The sequence below is a fragment of the Tardiphaga sp. GW821-FHT12E02 genome, assembly GCF_058807155.1.
The window spans coordinates 4,172,210-4,195,415 of sequence record NZ_JBXAQK010000001.1; the positions used below are offsets into that span (position 1 = coordinate 4,172,210).

General features: G+C 60.7%; 34 protein-coding genes. 1 reads left to right on the top strand and 33 read right to left on the bottom strand.

From position 1 onward, the window contains the following. Positions 1–8: 8 nt before the first annotated feature. The 32 genes from rplQ to AC1RQ5_RS19930 all read right to left on the bottom strand — a co-directional run bounded on the left by rplQ (position 9) and on the right by AC1RQ5_RS19930 (position 20,192). A complete protein-coding gene (gene rplQ / locus AC1RQ5_RS19775) occupies positions 9–425 on the bottom strand; it encodes a 50S ribosomal protein L17 (RefSeq protein WP_398481289.1) in 417 nt (138 codons plus the stop codon). A 200-nt stretch (positions 426–625) separates the two neighbouring features. Then, complete coding sequence (locus tag AC1RQ5_RS19780) at positions 626–1,657, bottom strand: DNA-directed RNA polymerase subunit alpha (protein WP_398481330.1); 1,032 nt, start codon at positions 1,655–1,657, stop codon at positions 626–628. A 101-nt stretch (positions 1,658–1,758) separates the two neighbouring features. Then, positions 1,759–2,148, bottom strand: a complete 390-nt coding sequence (gene rpsK / locus AC1RQ5_RS19785) for a 30S ribosomal protein S11 (RefSeq protein WP_398481287.1) — start codon at positions 2,146–2,148, stop codon at positions 1,759–1,761. A 119-nt stretch (positions 2,149–2,267) separates the two neighbouring features. After that, entirely contained in the window at positions 2,268–2,636 is a 369-nt protein-coding gene (rpsM, locus tag AC1RQ5_RS19790) for a 30S ribosomal protein S13 (RefSeq protein ID WP_398471748.1), read from the bottom strand. A 180-nt stretch (positions 2,637–2,816) separates the two neighbouring features. After that, a complete protein-coding gene (locus AC1RQ5_RS19795) occupies positions 2,817–3,761 on the bottom strand; it encodes an adenylate kinase (RefSeq protein WP_493201182.1) in 945 nt (314 codons plus the stop codon). Next, the gene (gene secY / locus AC1RQ5_RS19800; protein WP_398481282.1) at positions 3,758–5,089 is read right to left on the bottom strand and encodes a preprotein translocase subunit SecY; all 1,332 of its coding nucleotides are present in this window, start codon (positions 5,087–5,089) and stop codon (positions 3,758–3,760) included. The genes AC1RQ5_RS19795 and secY overlap by 4 nt, the downstream gene beginning before the upstream one ends. Positions 5,090–5,252: 163 nt before the next feature. Then, positions 5,253–5,741: a 50S ribosomal protein L15 gene (rplO, locus tag AC1RQ5_RS19805; RefSeq protein ID WP_398481280.1), complete on the bottom strand. Its 489-nt coding sequence runs from the start codon at positions 5,739–5,741 to the stop codon at positions 5,253–5,255. A gap of 118 nt (positions 5,742–5,859) precedes the next feature. Further along, positions 5,860–6,054 carry a 50S ribosomal protein L30 gene (rpmD, locus tag AC1RQ5_RS19810; protein ID WP_398481278.1) on the bottom strand — a complete coding sequence of 65 codons (195 nt, stop codon included), beginning with the start codon at positions 6,052–6,054 and terminating at the stop codon, positions 5,860–5,862. Positions 6,055–6,075: 21 nt separating this feature from the next. Next, entirely contained in the window at positions 6,076–6,648 is a 573-nt protein-coding gene (rpsE, locus tag AC1RQ5_RS19815; protein WP_398471755.1) for a 30S ribosomal protein S5, read from the bottom strand. Positions 6,649–6,713: 65 nt separating this feature from the next. Next, complete coding sequence (rplR, locus tag AC1RQ5_RS19820; protein ID WP_211909014.1) at positions 6,714–7,076, bottom strand: 50S ribosomal protein L18; 363 nt, start codon at positions 7,074–7,076, stop codon at positions 6,714–6,716. Positions 7,077–7,087: 11 nt separating this feature from the next. Further along, the gene (gene rplF, locus AC1RQ5_RS19825; protein WP_493201185.1) at positions 7,088–7,621 is read right to left on the bottom strand and encodes a 50S ribosomal protein L6; all 534 of its coding nucleotides are present in this window, start codon (positions 7,619–7,621) and stop codon (positions 7,088–7,090) included. Between the two features lie 13 nt (positions 7,622–7,634). Beyond that, positions 7,635–8,033, bottom strand: a complete 399-nt coding sequence (gene rpsH, locus AC1RQ5_RS19830) for a 30S ribosomal protein S8 (protein ID WP_398481273.1) — start codon at positions 8,031–8,033, stop codon at positions 7,635–7,637. A gap of 14 nt (positions 8,034–8,047) precedes the next feature. After that, entirely contained in the window at positions 8,048–8,353 is a 306-nt protein-coding gene (rpsN, locus tag AC1RQ5_RS19835) for a 30S ribosomal protein S14 (RefSeq protein WP_398481270.1), read from the bottom strand. Positions 8,354–8,396: 43 nt separating this feature from the next. After that, positions 8,397–8,957 carry a 50S ribosomal protein L5 gene (gene rplE, locus AC1RQ5_RS19840; protein WP_398481268.1) on the bottom strand — a complete coding sequence of 187 codons (561 nt, stop codon included), beginning with the start codon at positions 8,955–8,957 and terminating at the stop codon, positions 8,397–8,399. After that, positions 8,957–9,265: a 50S ribosomal protein L24 gene (rplX, locus tag AC1RQ5_RS19845; protein WP_398481267.1), complete on the bottom strand. Its 309-nt coding sequence runs from the start codon at positions 9,263–9,265 to the stop codon at positions 8,957–8,959. The genes rplE and rplX overlap by 1 nt, the downstream gene beginning before the upstream one ends. Next, positions 9,265–9,633, bottom strand: coding sequence for a 50S ribosomal protein L14 (gene rplN, locus AC1RQ5_RS19850; RefSeq protein WP_068731479.1), 369 nt, complete (start codon positions 9,631–9,633; stop codon positions 9,265–9,267). Before rplN ends, rplX begins: the two co-directional genes overlap by 1 nt. Before the next feature lie 38 nt (positions 9,634–9,671). Further along, positions 9,672–9,917: a 30S ribosomal protein S17 gene (rpsQ, locus tag AC1RQ5_RS19855; protein WP_398471761.1), complete on the bottom strand. Its 246-nt coding sequence runs from the start codon at positions 9,915–9,917 to the stop codon at positions 9,672–9,674. Positions 9,918–9,927: 10 nt separating this feature from the next. Continuing rightward, entirely contained in the window at positions 9,928–10,137 is a 210-nt protein-coding gene (gene rpmC / locus AC1RQ5_RS19860) for a 50S ribosomal protein L29 (RefSeq protein ID WP_211909022.1), read from the bottom strand. Between the two features lie 10 nt (positions 10,138–10,147). Further along, the gene (rplP, locus tag AC1RQ5_RS19865; RefSeq protein WP_398481264.1) at positions 10,148–10,561 is read right to left on the bottom strand and encodes a 50S ribosomal protein L16; all 414 of its coding nucleotides are present in this window, start codon (positions 10,559–10,561) and stop codon (positions 10,148–10,150) included. A gap of 33 nt (positions 10,562–10,594) precedes the next feature. Further along, positions 10,595–11,293, bottom strand: a complete 699-nt coding sequence (rpsC, locus tag AC1RQ5_RS19870; protein WP_398481262.1) for a 30S ribosomal protein S3 — start codon at positions 11,291–11,293, stop codon at positions 10,595–10,597. A 17-nt stretch (positions 11,294–11,310) separates the two neighbouring features. Further along, the gene (rplV, locus tag AC1RQ5_RS19875; protein WP_233022159.1) at positions 11,311–11,694 is read right to left on the bottom strand and encodes a 50S ribosomal protein L22; all 384 of its coding nucleotides are present in this window, start codon (positions 11,692–11,694) and stop codon (positions 11,311–11,313) included. 11 nt (positions 11,695–11,705) lie between these two features. Then, the gene (gene rpsS, locus AC1RQ5_RS19880; RefSeq protein ID WP_398481259.1) at positions 11,706–11,981 is read right to left on the bottom strand and encodes a 30S ribosomal protein S19; all 276 of its coding nucleotides are present in this window, start codon (positions 11,979–11,981) and stop codon (positions 11,706–11,708) included. A gap of 12 nt (positions 11,982–11,993) precedes the next feature. After that, complete coding sequence (gene rplB / locus AC1RQ5_RS19885; RefSeq protein WP_493201188.1) at positions 11,994–12,827, bottom strand: 50S ribosomal protein L2; 834 nt, start codon at positions 12,825–12,827, stop codon at positions 11,994–11,996. Between the two features lie 12 nt (positions 12,828–12,839). Beyond that, the gene (locus AC1RQ5_RS19890; protein ID WP_398481254.1) at positions 12,840–13,142 is read right to left on the bottom strand and encodes a 50S ribosomal protein L23; all 303 of its coding nucleotides are present in this window, start codon (positions 13,140–13,142) and stop codon (positions 12,840–12,842) included. Continuing rightward, positions 13,139–13,759 carry a 50S ribosomal protein L4 gene (rplD, locus tag AC1RQ5_RS19895; protein ID WP_398481252.1) on the bottom strand — a complete coding sequence of 207 codons (621 nt, stop codon included), beginning with the start codon at positions 13,757–13,759 and terminating at the stop codon, positions 13,139–13,141. Before rplD ends, AC1RQ5_RS19890 begins: the two co-directional genes overlap by 4 nt. Before the next feature lies 1 nt (position 13,760). Then, positions 13,761–14,483, bottom strand: a complete 723-nt coding sequence (gene rplC, locus AC1RQ5_RS19900; protein ID WP_398481249.1) for a 50S ribosomal protein L3 — start codon at positions 14,481–14,483, stop codon at positions 13,761–13,763. Positions 14,484–14,537: 54 nt separating this feature from the next. After that, positions 14,538–14,846: a 30S ribosomal protein S10 gene (gene rpsJ, locus AC1RQ5_RS19905; RefSeq protein WP_013166261.1), complete on the bottom strand. Its 309-nt coding sequence runs from the start codon at positions 14,844–14,846 to the stop codon at positions 14,538–14,540. Between the two features lie 83 nt (positions 14,847–14,929). Next, entirely contained in the window at positions 14,930–16,120 is a 1,191-nt protein-coding gene (gene tuf / locus AC1RQ5_RS19910) for an elongation factor Tu (protein ID WP_398480422.1), read from the bottom strand. Positions 16,121–16,159: 39 nt separating this feature from the next. Continuing rightward, positions 16,160–18,232: an elongation factor G gene (gene fusA, locus AC1RQ5_RS19915; protein WP_398480424.1), complete on the bottom strand. Its 2,073-nt coding sequence runs from the start codon at positions 18,230–18,232 to the stop codon at positions 16,160–16,162. A 31-nt stretch (positions 18,233–18,263) separates the two neighbouring features. Continuing rightward, positions 18,264–18,734 (bottom strand): 30S ribosomal protein S7, encoded by a 471-nt coding sequence (gene rpsG / locus AC1RQ5_RS19920; protein ID WP_398480426.1) that lies wholly within the window; start codon positions 18,732–18,734, stop codon positions 18,264–18,266. 15 nt (positions 18,735–18,749) lie between these two features. Beyond that, positions 18,750–19,121 (bottom strand): 30S ribosomal protein S12, encoded by a 372-nt coding sequence (gene rpsL / locus AC1RQ5_RS19925; protein ID WP_211909034.1) that lies wholly within the window; start codon positions 19,119–19,121, stop codon positions 18,750–18,752. Between the two features lie 681 nt (positions 19,122–19,802). Beyond that, a complete protein-coding gene (locus tag AC1RQ5_RS19930; RefSeq protein ID WP_493201191.1) occupies positions 19,803–20,192 on the bottom strand; it encodes a RidA family protein in 390 nt (129 codons plus the stop codon). 123 nt (positions 20,193–20,315) lie between these two features. Between AC1RQ5_RS19930 and AC1RQ5_RS19935 the strand changes: the two genes are divergently transcribed. Continuing rightward, the gene (locus AC1RQ5_RS19935) at positions 20,316–20,912 is read left to right on the top strand and encodes a TetR/AcrR family transcriptional regulator (RefSeq protein WP_493201193.1); all 597 of its coding nucleotides are present in this window, start codon (positions 20,316–20,318) and stop codon (positions 20,910–20,912) included. A 124-nt stretch (positions 20,913–21,036) separates the two neighbouring features. On the opposite strand, the gene AC1RQ5_RS19940 is transcribed toward AC1RQ5_RS19935, so the two are convergent. Further along, positions 21,037–23,100 (bottom strand): ABC transporter ATP-binding protein, encoded by a 2,064-nt coding sequence (locus tag AC1RQ5_RS19940; protein ID WP_493201194.1) that lies wholly within the window; start codon positions 23,098–23,100, stop codon positions 21,037–21,039. Between the last annotated feature and the right edge of the window lie 106 nt (positions 23,101–23,206).

Consider the following 23,206-nt stretch of genomic DNA (forward strand, 5'->3'; position numbering starts at 1 on the left):
TCCGCAGCTTATGCCGCTTCGGCTTCGCCGCCCTGCACCGGGCCCGAATCCTTGCCCTTGGCGTCTTCGTCGCGATCGACGAATTCGATCACGGCCATCGGGGCGTTGTCGCCGTAGCGGAAGCCGGCCTTGATGATGCGGGTGTAGCCGCCCTGACGATCGGCGTAGCGCTTGGCCAGCACGTCGAACAGCTTGCGGACCTGATCCAGATCCTTCATCTCGCTGATCGCCTGGCGGCGCTTGTCGAGGCCACCCTTCTTGCCGAGGGTGACAAGCTTCTCCACGATCGGGCGGAGCTCCTTGGCCTTCGGCAGCGTGGTGACGATCTGCTCGTGCTTGATCAGCGACGCGCACATGTTGGCGAACATCGCCTTGCGGTGCTCGGCGGTGCGGTTGAGTTTGCGATGAACCTTGCCGTGACGCATGGAAGTAGTCCTCTATTCAATTGCCGCGACGGTTCGTCGGACATCATGTTGCAGGTGGGCTGCCTGCGTTCGCCCTCACCTTGCGTCATTCCGGACGCTGCGCAGCAGCGATCCGGAATCTCGTCGAGATGATCGTAAAGCAAAACACTTCGAGCTTCCGGATCGCAGCTACGCTGCGTCCGGAATGACGCGGGAAGTGCTCAGTAGTGGTCTTCGAAGCGCTTGGCCAGCTCGTCGATATTTTCCGGCGGCCAACCGGGCACTTCCATGCCGAGATGCAGACCCATCTGGGCCAGCACTTCCTTGATTTCGTTCAGCGACTTGCGGCCGAAGTTCGGGGTACGAAGCATTTCCGCTTCCGACTTCTGCACGAGGTCGCCAATGTAAACGATGTTGTCGTTCTTCAGGCAGTTTGCCGAACGCACCGAGAGCTCGAGCTCGTCCACCTTCTTGAGGAAAGCCGGGTTGAAAGCGAGATCCGGAATGACTTCCTGAGCGACTTCCTTGCGGGGCTCTTCGAAGTTCACGAACACGTTGAGCTGGTCCTGCAGGATGCGGGCCGAATAGGCAACCGCGTCCTCGGGCGTCAGCGCGCCGTTGGTCTCGATGGTCATGGTGAGCTTGTCGTAGTCGAGGATCTGGCCCTCACGGGTGTTCTCGACCTTGTAGCTGACCTTGCGGACCGGCGAATACAGGCTGTCGACCGGGATCAGGCCGATCGGCGCGTCTTCCGGACGGTTATGCTCGGCAGCGACATAGCCCTTGCCGCCGGCAACGGTGAATTCCATGCGGATTTCAGCGCCATCGTCGAGGGTGCAGAGCTGCAGGTCGGGATTGAGGACGGTGACGTCGCCGACGGTCTGGATGTCGCCAGCGGTGACGGCGCCCGGACCCTGCTTCTTCACGACCATACGCTTCGGGCCTTCGCCCTGCATCTTGATCGCGATGTCCTTCACGTTCAGCACGATGTCGGTGACGTCTTCACGCACGCCGGCGATCGAGGAGAATTCATGCAGCACGCCGTCGATGTGCACGGCCTGCACGGCAGCGCCCTGCAGCGACGACAGAAGAATGCGGCGCAGCGCGTTGCCGAGGGTCTGGCCGAAACCACGCTCGAGCGGCTCAGCGACGAGGGTCGCGAAACGGGTCGGATCGCTGCCAGGGGTCACCTGCAGCTTGTTGGGGCGGATAAGCTCTTGCCAATTTTTCTGGATCGTCACTGGGTCACCCATGGCCATCGAACTCTCTGGCTTGGAGATCGCGGAATAAGTCCGCGTAAAGATAAGGCAAACGCAATTGCGGGCGGCCGAGCCACCCGCAATTCATATAAATATTAAACGCGACGACGCTTGCGCGGGCGGCAGCCGTTGTGCGGCACCGAGGTCACGTCACGGATCGAGGTGACGGTGAAGCCGGCGGCCTGCAGCGCGCGGAGCGCCGATTCACGACCCGAACCCGGACCGCCAACCTCGACTTCGAGGGTGCGCATACCGTGTTCCTGCGCCTTCTTGGACGCGTCTTCAGCAGCGACCTGCGCGGCATACGGGGTCGACTTGCGCGAGCCCTTGAAGCCCATCGTGCCAGCCGAGGACCAGGCAATGGTGTTGCCCTGCGCGTCGGTGATGGTGATGGTGGTGTTGTTGAACGACGAGTTCACGTGGGCGACGCCCGACGCGATGTTCTTGCGTTCGCGACGACGGACGCGGGTGGCTTCCTTTGCCATTGTAGACCTTTCTAGAGATATCAACGCCGCCGTATTGCCAGCGGCTACACCGAAAAATGCAAACGACGAGAAGGGAGCGGCGACGTCATCGCCACTCCCTGCCCGCGGTCAGCGCTAAATTACTTCTTCTTGCCTGCGATGGCCTTGGCCGGACCCTTGCGGGTGCGCGCATTGGTATGCGTGCGCTGGCCACGAACCGGCAGACCGCGACGATGACGCAGGCCGCGATAGCAGCCGAGGTCCATCAGACGCTTGATGTTCATGCCCGTCTCGCGACGGAGATCGCCCTCGACCAGATAGTCGCGGTCGATGACTTCACGGATCTGAAGCACTTCAGCGTCGCTCAGCTGATTGACGCGACGATCTTCAGCGATCTTCACCTTCTCGATGATGTCGGCAGCGTTCTTCTGGCCGATACCATGAATGTACTGCAGCGCGATCAGGACGCGCTTGTTGGTCGGGATGTTTACACCGGCGATACGGGCCACAACTTCTCTCCTGTCACCAGCCGATCATGAACTGGCATTATCTTCATTTTGTCGGGCGGGCATTCACAATGCGCGAATACGACGCCCGTCCCTCAACTCAGTGGGGCCCGGCATCGTCTGGAATCTTCCGACTGGATGAGGGCCGTATTTAGAGACACAACTCAGGTACGTCAACCGCCCCTAGCGCTTCGCTCGCTTTTTCGCGAGCTTTCGCACGGACTTGGCTGATTTCTTGGCGACTTTCGTGACGGCCTTTTTGACCGTCTTTTTCACCGTTTTGGCCGCCTTTTTGACGGCTTTCTTGGTGGATTTCGTCGTTTTGGCCTTGGAAGCGGCTTTGCCGGCCTTCTTTGGCGCTTTCACGGCCTTTTTGGCGGTCTTCTTGACCACCTTCTTGGCCGCCTTTTTAGCGACCTTGGTCTTCTTTGCCGGAGCCTTCACAGCCTTCTTTGCCGGGGCCTTGGCTTTGGCGGCCTTTTTCGGCGCGGCCGACTTCTTGGCCGGCACCTTCTTGGCAGCCTTGGCCGAACCGCTATCGTCGCGAATCGCAGCGAGCACGCGGTCGATTTCCAGCGTCACCTCGTCGATGGACATCATGCCATTGATGGTGATCAGCTTGCGCTTCTCGGAATAGTAATCGATCAGCGGCTCGGTGGACGCGCGATAGGCAGCCAGGCGCTTCGACAGCACCTCCGGCGTATCGTCCGCACGAACGGCCTCGCCACGCGCCATCATTTCGGCGACGCGCGTTTCCACGCGCTCAATCAGCGCGCTCTCATTGACGCGCAGCTCGACCGCGGCGTCCAGATTGAGGCCCTTGGACTTCAGCAACACATCCAGCGCTTCGGCCTGCGGCACGGTGCGCGGGAAGCCGTCGAGGATGAAGCCATTGGAGGCATCCGCCTGCTCGATGCGATCCGAAATGATTCCGATCACCACCTCGTCGGGCACCAGACCGCCAGCGGCCATGATGTCCTTTGCCTTGAGACCGATCTCGGTCTCGGCAGCCACGGCTGCACGGAGCATGTCGCCCGTCGAGAGCTGCACGATCCCGTGACGCATCACGAGACGCTGTGCCTGTGTTCCCTTGCCCGCCCCCGGCGGCCCGAGAAGAATCAGTCTCATTTACGGCGGCCCTTCAGCTTCGACTTGCGGATCAAACCTTCATACTGGTGCGCCAGCAAGTGGCCCTGCACCTGGGCGACCGTATCCATGGTCACGCTGACCACGATCAGCAGCGAGGTGCCGCCAAAGTAGAACGGGACTGCAGCATAGGAGATCATGATTTCCGGGATCAAGCAGACGATCGCCAGATAGGCAGCGCCGACCACAGTGATACGCGACAGCACGTAGTCGATATATTCCGCGGTCCGCTCACCCGGACGGATGCCCGGAATGAAGCCGCCATGCTTCTTCAGATTGTCGGCGGTCTCGGTCGGATTGAACACGATCGCCGTATAGAAGAACGCGAAGAACACGATCAGCGAGACATACAGCACCAGGAACAGCGGACGGCCGTGGCTGAGCTGCGTGGTGATCATCTGGAACCACTCCGGTCCCTTGCCTGCATTGAAGCTGGCAATGGTGGCGGGCAGCAGCAGCAGCGACGATGCGAAGATCGGCGGGATCACGCCCGACGTGTTCAGCTTCAGCGGCAGATGCGAGGACTGGCCTTCGAACATCTTGTTGCCGACCTGACGCTTCGGATACTGGATCAGCAGGCGGCGCTGGGCGCGTTCCACGAAGACGATGAAGGCGATCACGACGACGGCCATCACGATCACGACCAGGATCAGGCCGGTCGACAACGCGCCCTGGCGGCCGAGTTCGAGCATGTTGGCGATCGCCGCCGGCAGTTCGGCCACGATGCCGGCCAGGATGATCAGCGAGATGCCGTTGCCGATGCCGCGGGACGTGATCTGCTCACCCAGCCACATCAGGAACATGGTGCCGCCGGTCAGCGTCACCGACGCCGAGATCAGGAAGAAGATGCCGGGCTCGCTGACGACATTGCCGGCGCTCTGCAGCCCCGCCGCGATGGCGTAGGACTGGAACGCAGCCAGGATGACGGTCAGGTAGCGGGTATACTGGTTCAGCGTCTTGCGGCCAGCTTCCCCCTCTTTCTTGAGGGCTTCAAGCTGCGGCGACACGGTGGTCAGAAGCTGGATGATGATCGATGCCGAGATATACGGCATGATATTCAGCGCAAAAATCGCCATGCGATTGATGCCGCCACCCGCGAACATGTTGAACATGCCGAGGATGCCGCCGGCCTGCTGGCGGAACACCTGCTCCCATGCCGACGGATCGATGCCGGGCAGCGGAATATAGGTACCAAGCCGATAAACAAGCAGCGCACCCAGTGTGAACCAGATGCGCTTCTTCAGTTCTTCGGCCTTGCCGAGCGCGGCAAAGTTGAGATTGGAGGCGAGTTGCTCTGCTGCGGAGGCCATGTCGGACTTTCTCCCGCACCTCAAGAACCGCGGTGTCAGCGTGATCGCGACACCGGTCGAGGCCGGACGTTATTTGATGCTCGGTAGTGATAGAATCTAGCGGAGATAAAATCTACCCGAACACCGCGCAAGGCCGCCTGCTGACGCAGGCGGCGCGCAGGCATCAGGCGGCTTCGCCGTCTTCCTTCTTGGCGGGCGCAAGGATGGTCACCTTGCCGCCGGCCTTCTCGATCGCTTCGATCGCCGACTTCGACGCACCGGCAACTTCAAGAACCAGCTTGGCCTTGATTTCGCCACGGCCGAGCACGCGCACGCCGTCCTTGACGCGGCGGATCACGCCGGCTTCGACCAGCGAGGCTGCGGTGATCGTACCCGACGCATCGAGCTTCTTGCTCTCGATCGCATCCTGGAGACGATCCAGGTTGATCTCGGTGAAGTCGAGACGGAAGATATTGTTGAAACCGCGCTTCGGCAGACGGCGATGCAACGGCATCTGACCGCCTTCGAAGCCCTTGATGCGCACGCCCGAACGTGCGGTCTGGCCCTTGCCGCCACGGCCGCCGGTCTTGCCCTTGCCGGAGCCAATGCCGCGGCCGATGCGCATACGCTTCTTACGGGAGCCGGCGTTATCGGCGATATCGCTGAGCTTCATCGTTCTGTTTCCTGTTGCGTCCTGCCCTTCCGGAGCGGCCTGAAAGGCCATTTCTGCCGAAAAACCAGTGTCATCCTTGCGGCAACCGTGTGGCCGGCTTGAGACGACGTGAAAGTCCTTAGTCCTCGACCACGCGGACGAGGTGCTGCACCTTGGCGATCATGCCGCGCACTTCAGGAGAGTCCTGAAGTTCGGTCACGCGGCCGATCTTGTTGAGCTTCAGGCCGACCAGGGTCGAGCGCTGCGAGTGGTGACGGCGGATCGCGCTGGCGATCTGCTCCACCTTGATTGTCTTTGTAGCGGCCTTGGCCATCGTCATACTCCGAAGTCAGGCTTACTCGGCAACCACTTCCGCATCGGTGCCAACGCGGCGCGACTGCAGAGTAGAAACCTTGAGGTTACGACGAGCGGCGACCGAACGCGGCGAATCCTGATGCTTCAGCGCGTCGAAAGTGGCGCGAACCATGTTGTACGGATTCGACGAGCCGACCGACTTGGCGACAACGTCCTGGATGCCGAGCGTCTCGAACACGGCGCGCATCGGGCCACCAGCGATGATGCCGGTACCGGCCGGCGCTGCACGCAGATAGACGCGGCCCGCACCGTGGCGGCCAGCGATATCGTGATGCAGCGTGCGGCCTTCGCGCAGAGCGACGCGCGTCAGGTTGCGCTTGGCGCTGTCGGTTGCCTTGCGGATCGCTTCCGGAACTTCACGGGCCTTACCGTGACCGAAACCAACCCGACCCTTCTGATCGCCGATGACGACCAGCGCGGCGAAGCCGAAACGCTTACCGCCCTTAACGACCTTCGCCACACGGTTGATGTGGACGAGCTTGTCGACGAATTCGCTATCACGCTCTTCCCGGGGGCCCCGGTCGCGTCCGCCGCGTTCGCGTTCACCTGCCATGGTGTTTTCCAATCTTTGCGAAGCTTTCGCTTCTGTGTCCGTTCAATTCGTTGAATACAAAACGCTTAGAAGCTCAGCCCGCCTTCGCGAGCGGCATCTGCCAGCGCCTTGACGCGACCGTGGTACAGATACTGCCCACGATCGAAGATCACTTCCTTGACGCCATTCTTGACGGCGCGCTCGGCGAGGAGCTTGCCGACGGCCTGCGCCGCATCGACATCCGCACCGGTCTTGCCACCATCGCGGAGACCCTTCTCCAGCGACGAAGCCGAAGCCAGCGTCTCGCCCTTCAGGTCGTCGATGACCTGCGCATAGATGTGCTTCGACGAACGGAACACCGACAGACGCGGACGACCATTGGCATTGCGGCGAATGGCCAGACGGACGCGCTGCTTGCGCCGGGCATTCGTAATCTTGAGTTTCGACATGACCCGCTCCGTTACTTCTTCTTGCCTTCCTTGCGGAAGATAAATTCGTCGGAATAACGAACGCCCTTGCCCTTATAGGGCTCCGGCGGACGATAGCTGCGGATCTCTGCAGCAACCTGACCGACGCGTTGCGAGTCGATACCGGCGACATTGATCTCGGTCGGCTTGGGAACCGTGATCGTGATGCCTTCCGGAATCTGGTAGACCACGTCGTGGCTGTAGCCGAGCGCGAGCTGCAGGTTCTTGCCCTGGAGCGCGGCGCGGTAACCGACGCCGGTGATCTCGAGCTTCTTCTCGAAGCCCTTGGTGACGCCTTCGAGCAGATTCGAGATCTGCGCGCGGGCGGTACCATAGAGTGAACGCGCGCGCTTGGTTTCGGCACGCGGAGCGACGGTGATCTTGCCGTCCTTCAATTCGACCGAGACGTCGTCGTGGACGACGAACTGAAGAGCGCCCTTCGGGCCCTTCACCTTGACGGTCTGCCCTTCGATATTCGCGGTAACGCCAGAGGCGATCGCGACGGGCTTCTTGCCTACACGGGACATGAGCTATCCTTCCTCAGAACACCGTGAAGAGAACTTCGCCGCCCACATTCGCGTCTCGCGCGGCGTGGTCAGCCATAATTCCCTTCGGCGTCGACAGAACCGAAATGCCAAGCCCGTTACGAACGCGCGGCAGGTTCTTCACGGAGACGTAAACGCGGCGGCCCGGCTTGGACACGCGCGAGATCTCGCGGATGACCGGCTCGCCATCGAAATACTTCAGTTCGATTTCGAGCTCGGAGCGGCCATTGGCATGCTCGATCGAAGCGAAGTCACGGATGTAACCTTCGGTCTTCAGAACTTCGAGCACGTTGGCGCGCATCTTGGAGCCCGGGGTCGAAACCTTGGACTTGGTGCGCATCTGCGCATTGCGGATGCGGGTGATGAGATCGCTGATCGGATCGTGTGTGGACATGTGCGACCCTCCCCTTACCAGCTCGACTTGACCAGGCCGGGAACCAGGCCCTTGGAGCCGAGTTCACGCAGCGCGATACGGCTGAGCTTGTTGAGACGATAGACCGAGTGCGGACGACCGGTCACTTCGCAGCGGTTCATGACGCGAACCACGGACGAATTGCGGGGCATCTCGGCAAGCTTCAGGGTCGCGGCGAACCGCTCTTCCATCGGCTTTTCCTTGTCGGCGATGATGGCCTTGAGACGCGCGCGCTTCGGCGCAGCGTTCGCGGACATCTTCTTCCGACGGTTGTTCTTTTCGATTGAACTCTTCTTTGCCATGCTTGGCTCCTGGGTTACCGCGTTTGAGAAGCTGTGAAGCTGCTCACTGCCGGAACGGGAAATTGAAAGCGGTCAACAAAGCGCGGGCTTCGTCATCCGTGCGTGCGGTCGTGCACACCGTGATGTCCATGCCCAACGGCGAATCCCCGGCTTTATCGAAATCGATTTCCGGGAAAATGATGTGCTCCTTGAGACCGAGCGAGTAGTTGCCACGGCCGTCGAAGCTCTTGCCATTGAGGCCGCGGAAGTCGCGGACGCGCGGCAGGGCGACGTTCACCAAACGATCGATGAACTCGTACATCTTTGCTTTACGCAACGTCACCTTGGCGCCGATCGGCTGGTTTTCACGCAGCTTGAAGGTCGCGATAGCAACGCGCGAATAGGTCACCACAGCCTTCTGACCCGCGATCAGGGACAGGTCGGCAGCGGCGGTTTCGGCCTTCTTGCGGTCGTTGACGGCTTCGCCAACGCCCATGTTGAGGACGATCTTGTCCAGGCGCGGAACCTGCATGACGTTCTCGTAGCCGAACTGTTCGATCAGCTTGGCGCGAATGCTCTCGTCATACTGTGCGCGCAGGCGCGGAGTGTATGCGGTCTCAGACATCAGATCTCTGCTCCCGAACGCTTGGCGACACGCACCTTGGTGCCGTCTGCCTGAATCTTGAAACCGACGCGGGTCGGCTTGCCGTCCGCACCAACGATAGCGATATTCGACAGCTGGATCGGCGCCTCTTTCGAGATGATGCCGCCTTCCTGGGTCTGCGACTGCTTCTGGTGACGCTTCACCAGGTTGACGCCGCGAACCAGCGCCTTGCCTTCGGTCGGGCGCACTTCGAACACCTCACCGGTGCGACCCTTGTCGCGACCGGTCAGAACGATGACTTTGTCACCCTTGCGGATCTTGGCAGCCATTACAGCACCTCCGGCGCAAGCGAAATGATCTTCATGTGGTTCTTGGCGCGCAGCTCGCGCGGCACGGGCCCAAAGATACGGGTCCCGATCGGCTCGGACTGATTGTTGATCAGCACGGCTGCGTTGCGATCGAAGCGGATGACGGATCCGTCCGGACGGCGGATGTCCTTGCGGACACGCACCACGACGGCCTTCATGACGTCGCCCTTCTTCACCTTCCCGCGCGGGATGGCTTCCTTGATCGATACGACAATAACGTCGCCAACGGATGCATAACGGCGCTTGGATCCCCCAATCACCTTGATGCACATGACACGGCGTGCGCCTGAATTATCGGCCACGTCGAGGTTGGTCTGCATCTGAATCATTGATGCACCTCGTCCTCTGATTATGCGCTAAGCGCGGATTAAGCAGTTTTCTGTTCGCCCCGGACAACCGTCCAGCGCTTCAACTTCGAGATCGGCTTGCTCTCTTCGATCCACACGGTGTCGCCTGGCTTGAACTGGTTGTTCTCGTCATGCGCGTGATAGTTCTTCGAGCGGCGAATGGTCTTCTTGTAGATCGGGTGTGTGAAGCGACGGTCAACGCGGACCACGATGGTCTTCGCCTGCTTGTCGCTGACGACCACGCCCTGCAGAGTACGTTTCGGCATGTGCGGCCCCTTACTTCGACTTGCCGTCGCGCTTCTGCGCGGCGATGGTCTTGATACGTGCGATGTCGCGGCGAGCTTCACGCAGGCGCGAGGTGTTTTCCAGCTGCCCGGTGGCGCGCTGGAAACGCAGGTTGAAGCGCTCTTTCTTCAGGTTGAGGACGGCATCGTCCATCTGGTCCTGGCTCATAGCGCGGATATCGCTGGTCTTCATTTCAGCCATGGCTCAATCCTTACTCGGCAATACGCTGCACGAAGCGCGTCTTGATCGGAAGCTTGGCGGCCGCAAGGGTCATGGCTTCCTTTGCGATCTGCGGCGTGACGCCGTCGATCTCGAAAATCAGCTTGCCTGGCTTCACGCGCGCCACCCACAATTCCGGCGAACCCTTGCCGGAGCCCATGCGGACTTCAGCAGGCTTCTTCGACACCGGCAGATCCGGGAAAATCCGGATCCAAACGCGACCGGCGCGCTTCATGTGACGGGTCAGTGCACGACGGGCAGCTTCGATCTGACGGGCGGTGATCCGCTCAGGGGCCATCGCCTTCAGGCCGAACTGGCCGTAAGCCAGTGTCGCGCCAGACGACGCAACGCCGTGGATACGGCCTTTGTGCGCCTTGCGGAACTTGGTCTTCTTTGGTTGCATCATGGCTGTAACGCCTCAATCCCTAAATTTGTACGCTCAGGCAGCGTCGCGGCGCGGGCGCGAATTGTCGCCTTCAGCCATACGCTTGTCCTGGGCCATCGGATCGTGCTCGAGGATCTCACCCTTGAAGATCCAGACCTTCACGCCGCAAGTGCCGAAGGTCGTGAACGCGGTACCCACACCGTAATCGATGTCGGCGCGCAGCGTGTGCAACGGCACGCGACCTTCGCGATACCATTCCATACGTGCGATTTCTGCACCGCCCAGACGACCCGAGCAGTTGATACGGATGCCCTCGGCGCCGAGACGCATCGCCGACTGAACGGCGCGCTTCATGGCACGGCGGAACGCAACGCGGCGCTCGAGCTGCTGCGCGATGGACTCTGCAACCAGGGTCGCGTCGAGTTCCGGCTTGCGGATTTCGACGATGTTGATCACGACGTCCGACGCGGTGATGTCGGCAACCTTCTTGCGAAGCTTGTCGATGTCGGCGCCCTTCTTGCCGATCACGACACCCGGACGAGCCGACTGGATCGTGACGCGGCACTTCTTGTGCGGGCGTTCGATGATGATCTTGGCGACGGCCGCCTGCTTGAGCTCCTTGTGCAGGATCTCACGGATCTTGATGTCTTCGTGCAGCAGCTTGCCGTACTCGTTCTTGCCGGCGTACCAGCGAGAATCCCAGGTCCGGTTGATGCCGAGGCGCAGACCGATTGGATTGATCTTTTGACCCATCTTACTCTCCTGCCTGCTTACGCGGCTTCAGCTTCGACCTGACGAACGACGATCGTCAGCTGCGCAAACGGCTTAAAGATACGACCCGAACGACCACGGCCGCGCGGTGAGAAACGCTTCATGACAATGCCCTTGCCAACATGCGCCTCGGAGACGATCAGCGCGTCAACATCGAGGTCATGATTGTTCTCGGCGTTTGCAATCGCCGATTCGAGGCACTTCTTTACATCAACTGCGATCCGCTTGCGCGAAAATTGCAGATCTGCGAGGGCTGCCGAGGCCTTTCGACCGCGGATCATCTGCGCCACCAAGTTCAACTTCTGCGGGCTGACGCGCAGCATGCGGGCGATTGCCTTGGCTTCGTTATCCGGGAGAACCCGTTCGCGCTTTGGTTTGCTCATAGCTGTGCGCCTTACTTCTTGGACTTCTTGTCGCCGGCGTGGCCATGGAAGGTACGGGTCGGCGAGAACTCGCCGAACTTGTGACCAACCATTTCCTCGTTGATGGCAACAGGAACGTGCTTCTGACCATTGTAGACGCCGAAGGTCAGTCCGACGAACTGCGGCAGGATCGTCGAGCGACGGCTCCAGATCTTGATCACTTCATGACGGCCAGACGAACGTGCGGCATCTGCCTTCTTGAGCAGAGAACCCTCAACGAACGGGCCTTTCCAGACTGAACGAACCATGTCCGGCGATCCTTACTTCTTCCGCTTGTGGCGGCTGATGAGAATGAACTTGTCTGTCGACTTGTTCGAACGGGTCTTCTTACCCTTGGTCGGCTTGCCCCAGGGCGTAACCGGGTGACGACCACCCGAGGTACGACCTTCACCACCACCATGCGGATGGTCGATCGGGTTCATGACGACGCCGCGGTTATGCGGACGCCAGCCGAGCCAGCGGGTACGACCGGCCTTGCCGATCGAGGTGTTCATGTGATCCGGGTTCGAGACAGCGCCGATGGTGGCGGTGCAACGACCATGAACCAGGCGCTGTTCGCCCGAGTTCAGACGGATGATCACGTAGTCATGGTCACGGCCGACCAGCTGGGCATAGGTGCCAGCCGAACGGGCGATCTGACCGCCCTTGCCGATCTTCATCTCGACGTTATGCACGATCGTGCCGATCGGCATGTTGCCCAGCGGCATGACATTGCCCGGCTTCACGTCGACATAGCTGCCGGCGATCACGGTGTCGCCGACGGCCAGACGCTGCGGCGCCAGGATGTAGGCGAGCTCACCGTCTTCGTACTTGATCAGCGCGATGAACGCGGTGCGGTTCGGATCGTATTCAAGACGCTCCACCTTCGCCGGCACGTCAAGCTTGGTGCGCTTGAAGTCGACGATACGGTAGGTCTTCTTGTGACCACCGCCGCGGAAGCGGACAGTGATACGACCGGTGTTGTTACGACCGCCTGCCGAGTGCTTGCCTTCGGTCAGAGTCTTGACCGGCTTGCCCTTGTACAGCGCCGAACGATCGACCATGACCAGCTGGCGCTGGCCCGGCGTCGTGGGATTGAATGTCTTCAGTGCCATTGTCTATCCGCCTTATAGACCGGTCGTAACGTCGATGCGGTGGCCCTCTTCGAGGGTAACCACTGCACGCTTGACGTCAGACTGCGAACCGAAAGTGCCGCGGAAAGCCTTGGACTTGCCCTTGCGCACCAGCGTGTTCACGCTCTTCACCTTGACGTCGAAAAGCTTTTCGACGGCTTCCTTGATCTGCGGCTTGCTAGCCTTGCTCGCGACCTTGAACACGACCTTGTTGAACTCGGACGCAGTGGTCGCCTTTTCGGTGATCACCGGGGCCACGATCACGTCGTAGTGGCGCGGATCGATATTCTTCGTCATTTGAAGCGCGCCTCCAACGCATCGAGCGCCGCCTTGGTCAGGACCAGCTTCTGACGACGCAGAATGTCATAGACGTTGATGCCCTGGATCGGCAGCACGTCGATGTTCGGGATGTTACGGGCCGCCTGAGCGAAACCGACATGAACCTCGGCGCCATCGATGATCAGCGCATTGGTCAGGCCGAGACCCGAGAAGTGACCGAGCAGAGCCTTGGTCTTGGCTGCCTCGAGGGTCGCGTTCTCGATCACGATCAGCGAGCCGTCCTTGGCCTTGGCCGAGAGAGCATGCTTGAGCGCGAGCGCGCGGACCTTCTTCGGCAGGTCGGTCGCGTGCGAACGCACGACCGGACCGAAGGCGCGACCACCGCCACGGAACTGCGGCACGCGGGCCGAGCCGTGACGAGCACCGCCGGTGCCCTTCTGCTTGTACATCTTCTTGCCGGTCCGTGCGATTTCCGCGCGGCCCTTGGCCTTGTGAGTGCCGGCCTGGCGCTTGGCCAGCTGCCAGTTGACGCAACGCTGGATCAGATCGGTGCGCGGATCGAGACCGAAGATGGCCTCGTTCAGCTCGATCGAACCGGCGTCCTTGCCCTCAAGCGTGGTGACGTTCAGTTTCATCTCACGCTCCTTCCTGCTCAGCGGCCGGGGCTTCGACAGCACCCTCACCTGCCAGCTTGAACTTGCCGGGCTTCGGCGCGTCCTTCGGCAGTTCCTTCTTCACGGCGTCGCGGACCGAGATCCAGCCGCCCTTGGAGCCGGGAACGGCGCCTTCGACGAGGATCAGGCCACGCTCGACATCGAGCTGCACGACGCGCAGGTTCAATGTGGTGATCTTGTCGACGCCCATGTGACCGGGCATCTTCTTGTTCTTGAAGGTCTTGCCCGGGTCCTGACGGCCACCGGTCGAACCGATCGAACGATGCGACACCGACACACCGTGCGTGGCGCGAAGACCGCCGAAGTTCCAGCGCTTCATACCGCCGGCAAAACCCTTACCGACCGAGGTGCCGGTGACGTCGACGAACTGGCCGACGACGAAGTGGTCGGCCTGGATCTCGGCGCCGACCGGGAGCAGCGCGTCTTCCGACACGCGAAACTCGGCGACCTTGCGCTTCGGCTCGACATTGGCGACCGCGAACTGTCCGCGCTCGGCCTTGGGCATATAGACGGTCTTACGCGAACCCGAACCGAGCTGCAGAGCGACATAGCCGTTCTTCTCGGTGGTGCGATGACCCAGCACCTGGCAATTGCCAAGCTTCAGAACGGTCACGGGGATATGTTCGCCGGCCTCTGTAAAGACCCGCGTCATTCCGACCTTCTGTGCGATCACTCCGGAGCGCATCGGCGTGCTTCCTGTTCTTTCTGTCCGTTTGACCGGACGGGACCTAAAAAATTCTTAGAGCTTGATTTCGACGTCGACACCGGCGGCCAGATCGAGCTTCATCAAAGCATCGACGGTCTGCGGGGTCGGATCGACGATGTCGAGGAGGCGCTTGTGGGTGCGCATCTCGAACTGCTCGCGGCTCTTCTTGTCGACGTGCGGCGAACGGTTGACCGTGAACTTCTCGATGCGCGTGGGCAGCGGGATCGGTCCGCGGACCTGTGCACCCGTGCGCTTCGCCGTGCTCACGATCTCGCGGGTCGACGCATCGAGGATGCGATGGTCGAACGCCTTGAGTCGAATGCGGATATTCTGGCCGTTCATTGCCGTGTCTTCCTTAGAATGCGATTGGTGAGTGGCGAGTAGCGAATGAACTCCATTCGCCACCCCCTATTCGCTATTCGCTATTACTCGATGATCGAAGCGACGACGCCTGCACCGACGGTGCGGCCGCCTTCACGGATGGCGAAGCGCAGCTTCTCTTCCATCGCGATCGGCACGATCAGGTGCACTTCCATTGCGATGTTGTCGCCCGGCATCACCATCTCGGTGCCTTCCGGCAGATGCACCACACCGGTCACGTCGGTGGTGCGGAAGTAGAACTGCGGACGGTAGTTGGTGAAGAACGGGGTGTGACGGCCACCTTCGTCCTTGGTGAGGATGTACGCCTCAGCCTTGAACTTGGTGTGCGGCTTCACCGAACCCGGCTTGCACAGCACCTGGCCGCGCTCGACGTCTTCACGCTTGGTGCCGCGCAGCAGCGCGCCGATGTTGTCGCCGGCCTGGCCCTGATCGAGCAGCTTGCGGAACATTTCCACGCCGGTGCAGATCGTCTTCTGGGTGGCGCGGATACCGACGATTTCGATTTCCTCGCCGACCTTGACGATGCCGCGCTCGACACGACCGGTGACGACCGTACCGCGACCCGAGATCGAGAACACGTCTTCGACCGGCATCAGGAACGGCTGGTCAACCGGACGCTCCGGCTGCGGGATGTAGGCGTCGACATTCTTCATCAGCTCGAGGATCGCGTCGTGGCCGAGCTCCTTGGAGCTATCTTCCAGCGCGGCCAGGGCCGAACCCTTGACGATCGGAATGTCGTCGCCCGGGAAGTCGTACTTCGAGAGCAGTTCGCGGACTTCCATTTCCACGAGCTCGAGCAGTTCCGGATCGTCGACCATGTCGCACTTGTTCAGGAACACGACAAGCGCCGGCACGCCGACCTGGCGGGCGAGCAGGATGTGCTCGCGGGTCTGCGGCATCGGGCCGTCGGCAGCCGACACGACCAGGATCGCGCCGTCCATCTGGGCGGCACCGGTGATCATGTTCTTCACATAGTCGGCGTGGCCGGGGCAGTCGACGTGCGCGTAGTGGCGGTTGGCGGTCTCGTATTCGACGTGGGCGGTCGAAATCGTGATGCCGCGGGCCTTTTCTTCCGGCGCCTTGTCGATCTGGTCGTAAGCGGTGAACGACGCACCGCCGGACTCCGCCAGCACCTTCGTGATCGCAGCCGTCAGCGACGTCTTGCCGTGGTCAACGTGACCGATCGTGCCGATATTGCAGTGCGGTTTGTTACGTTCAAATTTTGCTTTGGCCATGATTCTCTCCTCTGGGTCGTAAGCTTGCGCCTACGACGATCAGGCAAACTTCTTCTGGACTTCGGCCGACACGTTTGCCGGCGCTTCAGCGTAGTGATCGAATGACATCGAGAACGTTGCACGACCCTGGCTCATCGAGCGCAGCGTGTTCACGTAACCGAACATGTTCATGAGCGGCACCATCGCGTTGATGACGTTGGCATTGCCGCGCATGTCCTGGCCCTGGATCTGGCCACGTCGCGAGTTCAAGTCGCCGATGACCGAACCGGTGTAGTCTTCCGGAGTCACGCACTCGACCTTCATGATCGGCTCGAGCAGAACGGACTTGCCCTTCTGCAGAGCGTCACGGAGCGCCGCACGCGAGGCGATTTCGAAGGCGAGAGCCGACGAGTCGACGTCGTGGTAAGCGCCGTCCACGAGCTGGACATGAACGTCAACCACCGGGAAGCCGGCGACGACGCCCGAGGTCATGACGCTGTTCAGGCCCTTTTCAACGCCCGGGATGTATTCCTTCGGAACAGCACCGCCGACGATCTTTGACTCGAACACGAAGCCCGTGCCCGGCTCGCCCGGCTCGACCACGAACTTGACGCGGGCGAACTGGCCGGTACCACCGGTCTGCTTCTTGTGGGTGTAGTCGACTTCAGCGCGCTTCGTGATCTTCTCACGGAACGCCACCTGCGGAGCGCCGATGTTGGCATCGACCTTGTAGGTGCGCTTCAGGATGTCGACCTTGATGTCGAGATGGAGTTCGCCCATGCCCTTCAGGATGGTCTGGCCGGACTCGTGGTCGGTCGACACGCGGAACGACGGATCTTCCGCAGCGAGCTTCGCGAGAGCCACGCCCAGCTTTTCCTGGTCGGCCTTCGACTTCGGCTCGATCGCGATTTCGATCACCGGCTCCGGGAATTCCATGCGCTCGAGAATGACCTGCTTGTCCGGATCGCAAAGCGTGTCACCGGTGCGGGCTTCCTTGAGGCCAGCCAGAGCGACGATGTCGCCGGCATAGGCTTCCTTGATGTCTTCGCGGTTGTTCGCATGCATCAGCAGCATGCGGCCGATACGTTCTTTCTTCTCACGGGTCGAGTTCACGACGCCGGTACCGCTCATCAGCACACCCGAATAGATGCGGCAGAAGGTGATGGTGCCGACGAACGGGTCGTCCATGATCTTGAATGCGAGCAGAGCCAGCGGCTCCTTGTCGTCGGCCTTGCGGACGATCTCGTTGCCCTCTTCGTCCGTGCCCTTGATGGCAGGAACGTCGACCGGCGACGGCAGATAATCGACAACGGCGTCGAGCAAAGGCTGCACGCCCTTGTTCTTGAAGGCCGAGCCACACAGAACCGGATAGAACGCGCCAGTCAGCACGGCCTTGCGGATCAGGCGCTTCAGGGTCGCCTCGTCCGGCTCGGTGCCGTCGAGGTAAGCAGCCATGGCGTCGTCGTCGAGTTCGACGGCGGCTTCAAGCATCTTCTCGCGATATTCCTTGGCCTGCTCGACCATGTCTTCCGGAATATCAATGGAGTCATATTTCGCACCGAGGGATTCATCATTCCAGATGATGCCCTTCATGGTGACGAGATCGACGAGACCCTTGAAGTTGTTCTCGGCGCCGATCGGCAGCTGGATCGCGATCGGCTTGGCACCGAGGCGGTCAATGATGTCCTGCAGGCACTTGTAGAAGTCAGCGCCCGTTTTATCCATCTTGTTCGCGAAAACGATCCGCGGAACCTTGTACTTGTCGCCCTGGCGCCAGACGGTTTCGGTCTGCGGCTCGACGCCCTGGTTGGAGTCGAGAACACACACGGCGCCGTCGAGCACGCGCAGCGAACGCTCGACTTCAATCGTGAAGTCGACGTGGCCGGGAGTGTCGATGATGTTCAGGCGCTTGCCGTTCCAGAATGCCGTGGTGGCAGCGGAGGTGATCGTGATGCCACGCTCCTGCTCCTGCGTCATCCAATCCATCGTCGCGGCACCTTCGTGCACTTCGCCGATTTTGTGGCTCTTGCCGGTGTAATAAAGGATGCGCTCGGTCGTTGTCGTCTTACCGGCATCGATATGCGCCATGATACCGAAGTTACGGTAGTCCTCAATGGCATGTACGCGAGGCATGGGATGTTCCTTAAATTCCGGAGTTTCGCCGTTACCAGCGATAATGCGAGAATGCGCGGTTGGCTTCCGCCATCTTGTGCACGTCTTCACGCTTCTTCACGGCGTTACCACGGCTGTTCGATGCATCGAGAAGCTCAGCCGAGAGACGCTCGGTCATGGTCTTTTCGTTGCGGGCGCGAGCAGCAGTGATCAGCCAGCGAATGCCGAGAGCCTGACGACGCACGCTGCGCACTTCAACCGGCACCTGGTACGTTGCACCACCGACGCGGCGCGAACGAACTTCGATGGTCGGCATGACGTTTTCGAGCGCCTGCTCGAACACGCCCAGCGGGCCCTGCTTGGTCTTGGCTTCGATCAGGTCGAAAGCACCGTAGACGATCTGTTCAGCGGCAGACTTCTTGCCGTCATACATGATCGAATTCATGAACTTGGTGACGATGATGTTCCCGAACTTCGGATCCGGGTTCACAACGCGCTTTTCAGCAGAATGGCGACGAGACATCGATCAGGCTCCGGCTTACTTCGGACGCTTCGCGCCGTACTTCGAACGACGCTGCTTACGGTTCTTGACGCCCTGGGTATCCAGCACGCCGCGGAGAATGTGGTAACGCACGCCGGGCAAATCCTTGACGCGGCCGCCGCGGATCATGACCACGGAATGCTCTTGCAGGTTATGACCTTCGCCCGGGATGTAACCGATGACTTCGAAGCCATTGGTCAGACGCACCTTGGCGACCTTACGAAGCGCCGAGTTCGGCTTCTTCGGCGTCGTGGTGTAGACGCGCGTGCAAACGCCACGCTTCTGCGGCGACTGCTGCAGAGCCGGCACCTTCTTGCGCGCCTTCTGAATGACCCGCGGATTTGCGATCAGCTGGTTGATCGTCGGCATGTCAGCCTTCACCCTTTATTCGCGCGAAACCTGCATGGCTTCGCAAAAATTGCTCGGAGCTTCCGGCCCCACCGGTCTCGCCTGACGCGAATGAAATTCACGCAAAACGAAATAACGCCAACCATTCATGACTGAATGGAAAGCGCTAACGCCGCAGAGGACCACGATGGTGACTTCGGGCTTGCGCCCTTGTCGTTATCGAGGTCATGCACTGAATTCGACTTCCTGAGGTGACCTCAAGAGATCAAACGTCGTTTGGCATTGCCTAGATTTAAGCGACAGCGTTTGAGCGTCTTGGTCGAGGTTGGTGCCCGCCCGGCTCAAATTGAAAGCCTTCGGGGTGATCCGTACCGACACTGGCGAAGCTCACCGCCTGTCGTTAGTGGCCGGGTTGTATCCGCAGGGGTTAGGCAAGTCAACACCTATCCACGTGCAAAATACGCTTGTGCCGCAGCATTTTCTAGCATGCGAAGCCCCTGAAAAACACGCGGAATCCGCATGGATTCAGCGTCATCCACGGTTCGCTTGGCCAGGTCGAAAACTGCAGTTTGATGACGCCTGGATGGAGGTCTGATGAGATTCTTTGACCTCGAACCAGGCGATTCCGGCCCCTCCTCCCGATTCCCCCGTCATCAGACGGTTAGAATCGGGAGAATCGTCGTTCAGGCCATTACCGAGTCGTTAAGGCAGGCGGGCGATGACCTTGATCTCGAAATCAAAGCCGGCGAGCCAGTTGACGCCCACGGCGGTCCAGTTCGGATAGGGCTTCTCCGGAAAGATCTTTGCACGGACGACGTTGACGGTGTCGAACTGGACCTGCGGGTTGGTGTGGAAGGTGGTGACATCCACGATGTCGTCAAAGGAGGCTCCGGCAGCCTTCAGGACATTGGCAAGGTTGTCGAAGGCGAGCTGGACCTGCTTGGCAAAATCGGGCTCCGGGGAGCCGTCCTCGCGGCTGCCGACCTGGCCGGAGACGAACAGAAGGTCGCCCGAGCGGATCGCCGCCGAATAGCTGTTGATCTCGTAGAGGGCCTGCCGGCCGGCGGGGAAGATTGCGTCGCGTTTGGCCATGATATCTCTCCTGTTTGTAATTGAGGCGCTAGTTGATATACGCGCCGTATGTGACTACTTGGGGACATACATTGCGTATGTCAATATTGACATACGCAATGTATGTGAGTTTGGAGAGCGATCGTGTCGACTGGTAAGCGCGCACAGATGATGGAGGAAACGCGGAGCAAGCTCGTCCAGGCCGGCCGCAAGGCGTTCGCCGCCAAGGGATATGCCGCGTCCTCCATGGACGACCTGACCAAAGAGGCTGGGCTGACGCGGGGCGCGCTCTATCACAATTTCGGCGACAAGAAGGGCCTGCTCCAGGCCGTGATCGACCAGATCGATGCCGAAATGCTGGCCCGCATGCGGGTTGCGTCCAGCCAGGCCGAGACGCCGTGGCTTGGCTTCATGACTGAGGGTGTCGCTTACATCGAAATGGCGCTGGAACCCGAAATCCAGCGCATCATGCTGCTGGATGGGCCGGCGGTGCTGGGCGATCCCTCGCAATGGCCGAACCAGACGGCGTGCCTGCGCACGACCACGCAGACAATCCAGCAATTAATCGATGACGGGACGGTGAAGCCCGTGGATGCTGAAGCGGCCGCGATGCTGATCAATGGCGCGGCGCTGAATGCGGCGCTGTGGGTTGCGGCGGCAAAAGAGCCTACGGCGGTATTGCCGAAGGCGGTGGAAGCGTTTCGAGAACTGGCTTCGGGATTGCTGCGAACGGAGGGCTGAAACTCACATAGTCATCCCCGCGAAAGCGGGGATCCAGTGAACGATGCCGCCGAGATTCAATCGCTAAAGCCAGTGTCTACTGGATCGCCCGGTCAAGCCGGGCGACGACAATCCAAGATGACGACTAGTCCTCGTCGTCTTCATCCTCGTCGTCCTCCTCATCATCATCTTCTTCGTCATCCTCGTCATCGTCATCATGCGCATCGGCGTTGTGACGACCCTGATTGTCCCACAGCTCACGATAGGTGCCGTCGAGGGCGAGCAGCTCCGCATGCGAGCCGCGCTCGATCACCCTGCCCGCGCTGATCACGATGATCTCATCCATATCGACGACGGATGTCAGCCGATGCGTCGATGAAATCATGGTGCGGCCTTCGGCGAGCTTGAACAATGTCGTGTTCAGCGCCGCTTCCGTGGTCTGGTCGAGCGCGGACGTCGCTTCATCCAGCAACAACACCGACGGATTGCGGACAACCGCGCGGGCGATCGCGATGCGCTGCCGCTGGCCGCCGGATAGCGTGTCGCCGCGCTCGCCGACCTGGGTGTCGTATTGATCCGGCAGGCTCATGATGTAGCGATGGATCTCGGCCTTCTTGGCCGCTTCCTCCACCTCCGCGTCGGTCGCACCTTCCTTGCCGAGCCGGATGTTCTCGCGGATCGACATGTTGAACAGCATGTTCTCCTGGAACACGACCGCCATGTGGCTGCGCAGCGACTCGCGCGTCACTTTACGGATATCGACGCCGTCGATGGTCAGCTTGCCCTCGTCCGGCACATAAAGCCGCAGGATCAGGTTGAGCAGCGTGCTCTTGCCCGAGCCGGACGGCCCGACGATCGCAATCTTCTTGCCGACATCAAGCTTCAAACTGAGATTGTCGAGCACCGGCGCGCGGCTGTTCTCGTATTGGAAGGTGACGCGATCAAAGCTAATGTCATGCTCGACACGCGGCAGTTCCGGTGCGCTCGGCTTGTCGGAACCGCGGGTGGGCTCGTCCAGCATCTCGTTGATGTGATGCACGGCGGCGGCGGTCTGAATCGAGACCGGGATGAAGTGCATCACGTGGGCGATGTTATACGACACCTCCCAGAACGCGCTTTCAAAGGTGACGAAGGTGCCAACGGTGATCTGGCCCTTGGTGGCGAGATAGGCGCCGATGGCCAGCACCACGAGATGCAGCAGCAACACCGAGACCGTGACCGAGCGCTCCACCATGGTGGACAGGAAGGTCGCAGCTGCGATCCGCTTCTGGGTGTCGTCGTTGCGCAGCCGGAACCAGCCCATGGTGCGGCGCTGCAGGCTGAAGGCCTTGATCACGGCCTGTGCGGCGATGTTCTCCTGGATGGTGCCGAGGATCGCGGCTTCGCTCTGCTTCTGCTCGTAATTGGCCTGCACTGCCTTGGGCGTGAGGATGCGCGGGCCGATCAGCGTGATCGGGAAGATCAGCAGCGCGACCAGTGCCAGTTGCCAGTTCAGATAGAACATCAGCAAAATGCCGGCGATCAGTTCGAGGAACGGCAGCAAGGCGCTGTTGGCAAAGCTCTTGATGCAGGTCTCGAAGGAGGCCATGTCGATGGAGAAGCGCGACAGGATCTCGCCGCGCTTGGTGCGGGCGAAATAGGCCGATGGCAGCTCCTGCACATGGCCGAACAAGCGCTCGCGCGCGCTGGAAATGATCGAGGCGGCGAGCCGCGCGTCCCAGCGCTCGTACCAGATCGCCACGATCGAGGTGATGATGCCGGCCACGGCCAGCACCGAGAGAATCTTGATCAGCGCGTCGAAATCTTCCTCGCCGAGCGCGTCGTCGATGAGGAATTTGAGGCTGAGTGGCATGATGACGTTGAACAACGTCTCGACCACCACGCCGAAGCCGACAAAGGCCAACATCTTGCGTCGGTTGGCGAGGAACGGCCGGGTGAATGCATAGATCGTCCCGAAAGCGCCGGCGGCTTCGCGCGCGGTGAAAACGACGAGTTCCTCGTCGTCATCATCATCATCGTCGTCGTCATCATCCTCGTCGGCGGGCTTGGCTTTAGCGCCTTTGTCGGCGACGAGTTTCTCCGGCGCTGGCGGCTTGGTGCTCGGTACCGCGGCGGCAGCGGCGCCGACCGGCAGCGCAAACTTGTCGTCCAGCGGATCGCTCGCCTTGGCGTTGTTGGAGGTGGGTTTCTCTGGAGGCTTCGACGCCATGAACCGGACCGTTGCTGCAGGCCCGGACCGTCCGAACCGAAAGAATCACGCCGTGGCGTCTTACAGCCACGGCATGAAGTCTATGCGATCAGGATTGGTTCCGCAA

Bases quoted from the DNA above. Each gene is read 5' to 3' on its own strand.
- rplR (WP_211909014.1), bottom strand. From the start codon at position 7,076: ATGTCGAAACTCAAGATTACGAATGCCCGGCGCAAGCAGCGCGTCCGT.
- rplC (WP_398481249.1), bottom strand. From the start codon at position 14,483: ATGCGCTCCGGAGTGATCGCACAGAAGGTCGGAATGACGCGGGTCTTT.
- secY (WP_398481282.1), bottom strand. From the start codon at position 5,089: ATGGCCTCCGCAGCAGAGCAACTCGCCTCCAATCTCAACTTTGCCGCG.
- fusA (WP_398480424.1), bottom strand. From the start codon at position 18,232: ATGCCTCGCGTACATGCCATTGAGGACTACCGTAACTTCGGTATCATG.
- rpsK (WP_398481287.1), bottom strand. From the start codon at position 2,148: ATGGCAAAGGAAGCCACCCGCGTCCGTCGTCGCGAACGCAAGAACATC.
- rplF (WP_493201185.1), bottom strand. From the start codon at position 7,621: ATGTCCCGTGTAGGCAAGAAGCCCGTCGCGATCGCCTCTGGCGTTACC.
- tuf (WP_398480422.1), bottom strand. From the start codon at position 16,120: ATGGCCAAAGCAAAATTTGAACGTAACAAACCGCACTGCAATATCGGC.
- rpsG (WP_398480426.1), bottom strand. From the start codon at position 18,734: ATGTCTCGTCGCCATTCTGCTGAAAAGCGCGTTGTGAACCCGGATCCG.
- rpsQ (WP_398471761.1), bottom strand. From the start codon at position 9,917: ATGCCGAAACGTACTCTGCAGGGCGTGGTCGTCAGCGACAAGCAGGCG.
- rplN (WP_068731479.1), bottom strand. From the start codon at position 9,633: ATGATTCAGATGCAGACCAACCTCGACGTGGCCGATAATTCAGGCGCA.
- rplB (WP_493201188.1), bottom strand. From the start codon at position 12,827: ATGGCACTGAAGACATTCAATCCCACGACGCCGGGCCAGCGCCAGCTG.
- rplE (WP_398481268.1), bottom strand. From the start codon at position 8,957: ATGTCTGAGACCGCATACACTCCGCGCCTGCGCGCACAGTATGACGAG.
- AC1RQ5_RS19930 (WP_493201191.1), bottom strand. From the start codon at position 20,192: ATGGCCAAACGCGACGCAATCTTCCCCGCCGGCCGGCAGGCCCTCTAC.
- AC1RQ5_RS19795 (WP_493201182.1), bottom strand. From the start codon at position 3,761: ATGAGACTGATTCTTCTCGGGCCGCCGGGGGCGGGCAAGGGAACACAG.
- rplD (WP_398481252.1), bottom strand. From the start codon at position 13,759: ATGAAACTGAACGTCACCACGCTTGAGGGCAAGGACGCCGGTTCGATC.
- rpmD (WP_398481278.1), bottom strand. From the start codon at position 6,054: ATGGCCAAGGCCGCTACAAAGACAATCAAGGTGGAGCAGATCGCCAGC.
- AC1RQ5_RS19780 (WP_398481330.1), bottom strand. From the start codon at position 1,657: ATGGGTGACCCAGTGACGATCCAGAAAAATTGGCAAGAGCTTATCCGC.
- rplO (WP_398481280.1), bottom strand. From the start codon at position 5,741: ATGAAGCTCAGCGATATCGCCGATAACGCCGGCTCCCGTAAGAAGCGT.
- AC1RQ5_RS19940 (WP_493201194.1), bottom strand. From the start codon at position 23,100: ATGGCGTCGAAGCCTCCAGAGAAACCCACCTCCAACAACGCCAAGGCG.
- rpsC (WP_398481262.1), bottom strand. From the start codon at position 11,293: ATGGGTCAAAAGATCAATCCAATCGGTCTGCGCCTCGGCATCAACCGG.
- rpsS (WP_398481259.1), bottom strand. From the start codon at position 11,981: ATGGTTCGTTCAGTCTGGAAAGGCCCGTTCGTTGAGGGTTCTCTGCTC.
- rpsL (WP_211909034.1), bottom strand. From the start codon at position 19,121: ATGCCGACGATCAACCAGCTGATCGCAAATCCGCGGGTCATTCAGAAG.
- rplV (WP_233022159.1), bottom strand. From the start codon at position 11,694: ATGAGCAAACCAAAGCGCGAACGGGTTCTCCCGGATAACGAAGCCAAG.
- rpsJ (WP_013166261.1), bottom strand. From the start codon at position 14,846: ATGAACGGCCAGAATATCCGCATTCGACTCAAGGCGTTCGACCATCGC.
- rplX (WP_398481267.1), bottom strand. From the start codon at position 9,265: ATGGCTGCCAAGATCCGCAAGGGTGACAAAGTCATCGTTCTGACCGGT.
- rpsH (WP_398481273.1), bottom strand. From the start codon at position 8,033: ATGTCCACACACGATCCGATCAGCGATCTCATCACCCGCATCCGCAAT.
- AC1RQ5_RS19890 (WP_398481254.1), bottom strand. From the start codon at position 13,142: ATGACGAAGAATATCGATCCGCGCCACTACGACGTGATCGTGGCCCCG.
- rpsN (WP_398481270.1), bottom strand. From the start codon at position 8,353: ATGGCAAAGAAGAGTTCAATCGAAAAGAACAACCGTCGGAAGAAGATG.
- rplP (WP_398481264.1), bottom strand. From the start codon at position 10,561: ATGATGCAACCAAAGAAGACCAAGTTCCGCAAGGCGCACAAAGGCCGT.
- rpmC (WP_211909022.1), bottom strand. From the start codon at position 10,137: ATGGCTGAAATGAAGACCAGCGATATCCGCGCTATGAGCCAGGACCAG.
- rplQ (WP_398481289.1), bottom strand. From the start codon at position 425: ATGCGTCACGGCAAGGTTCATCGCAAACTCAACCGCACCGCCGAGCAC.
- rpsE (WP_398471755.1), bottom strand. From the start codon at position 6,648: ATGGCAGGTGAACGCGAACGCGGCGGACGCGACCGGGGCCCCCGGGAA.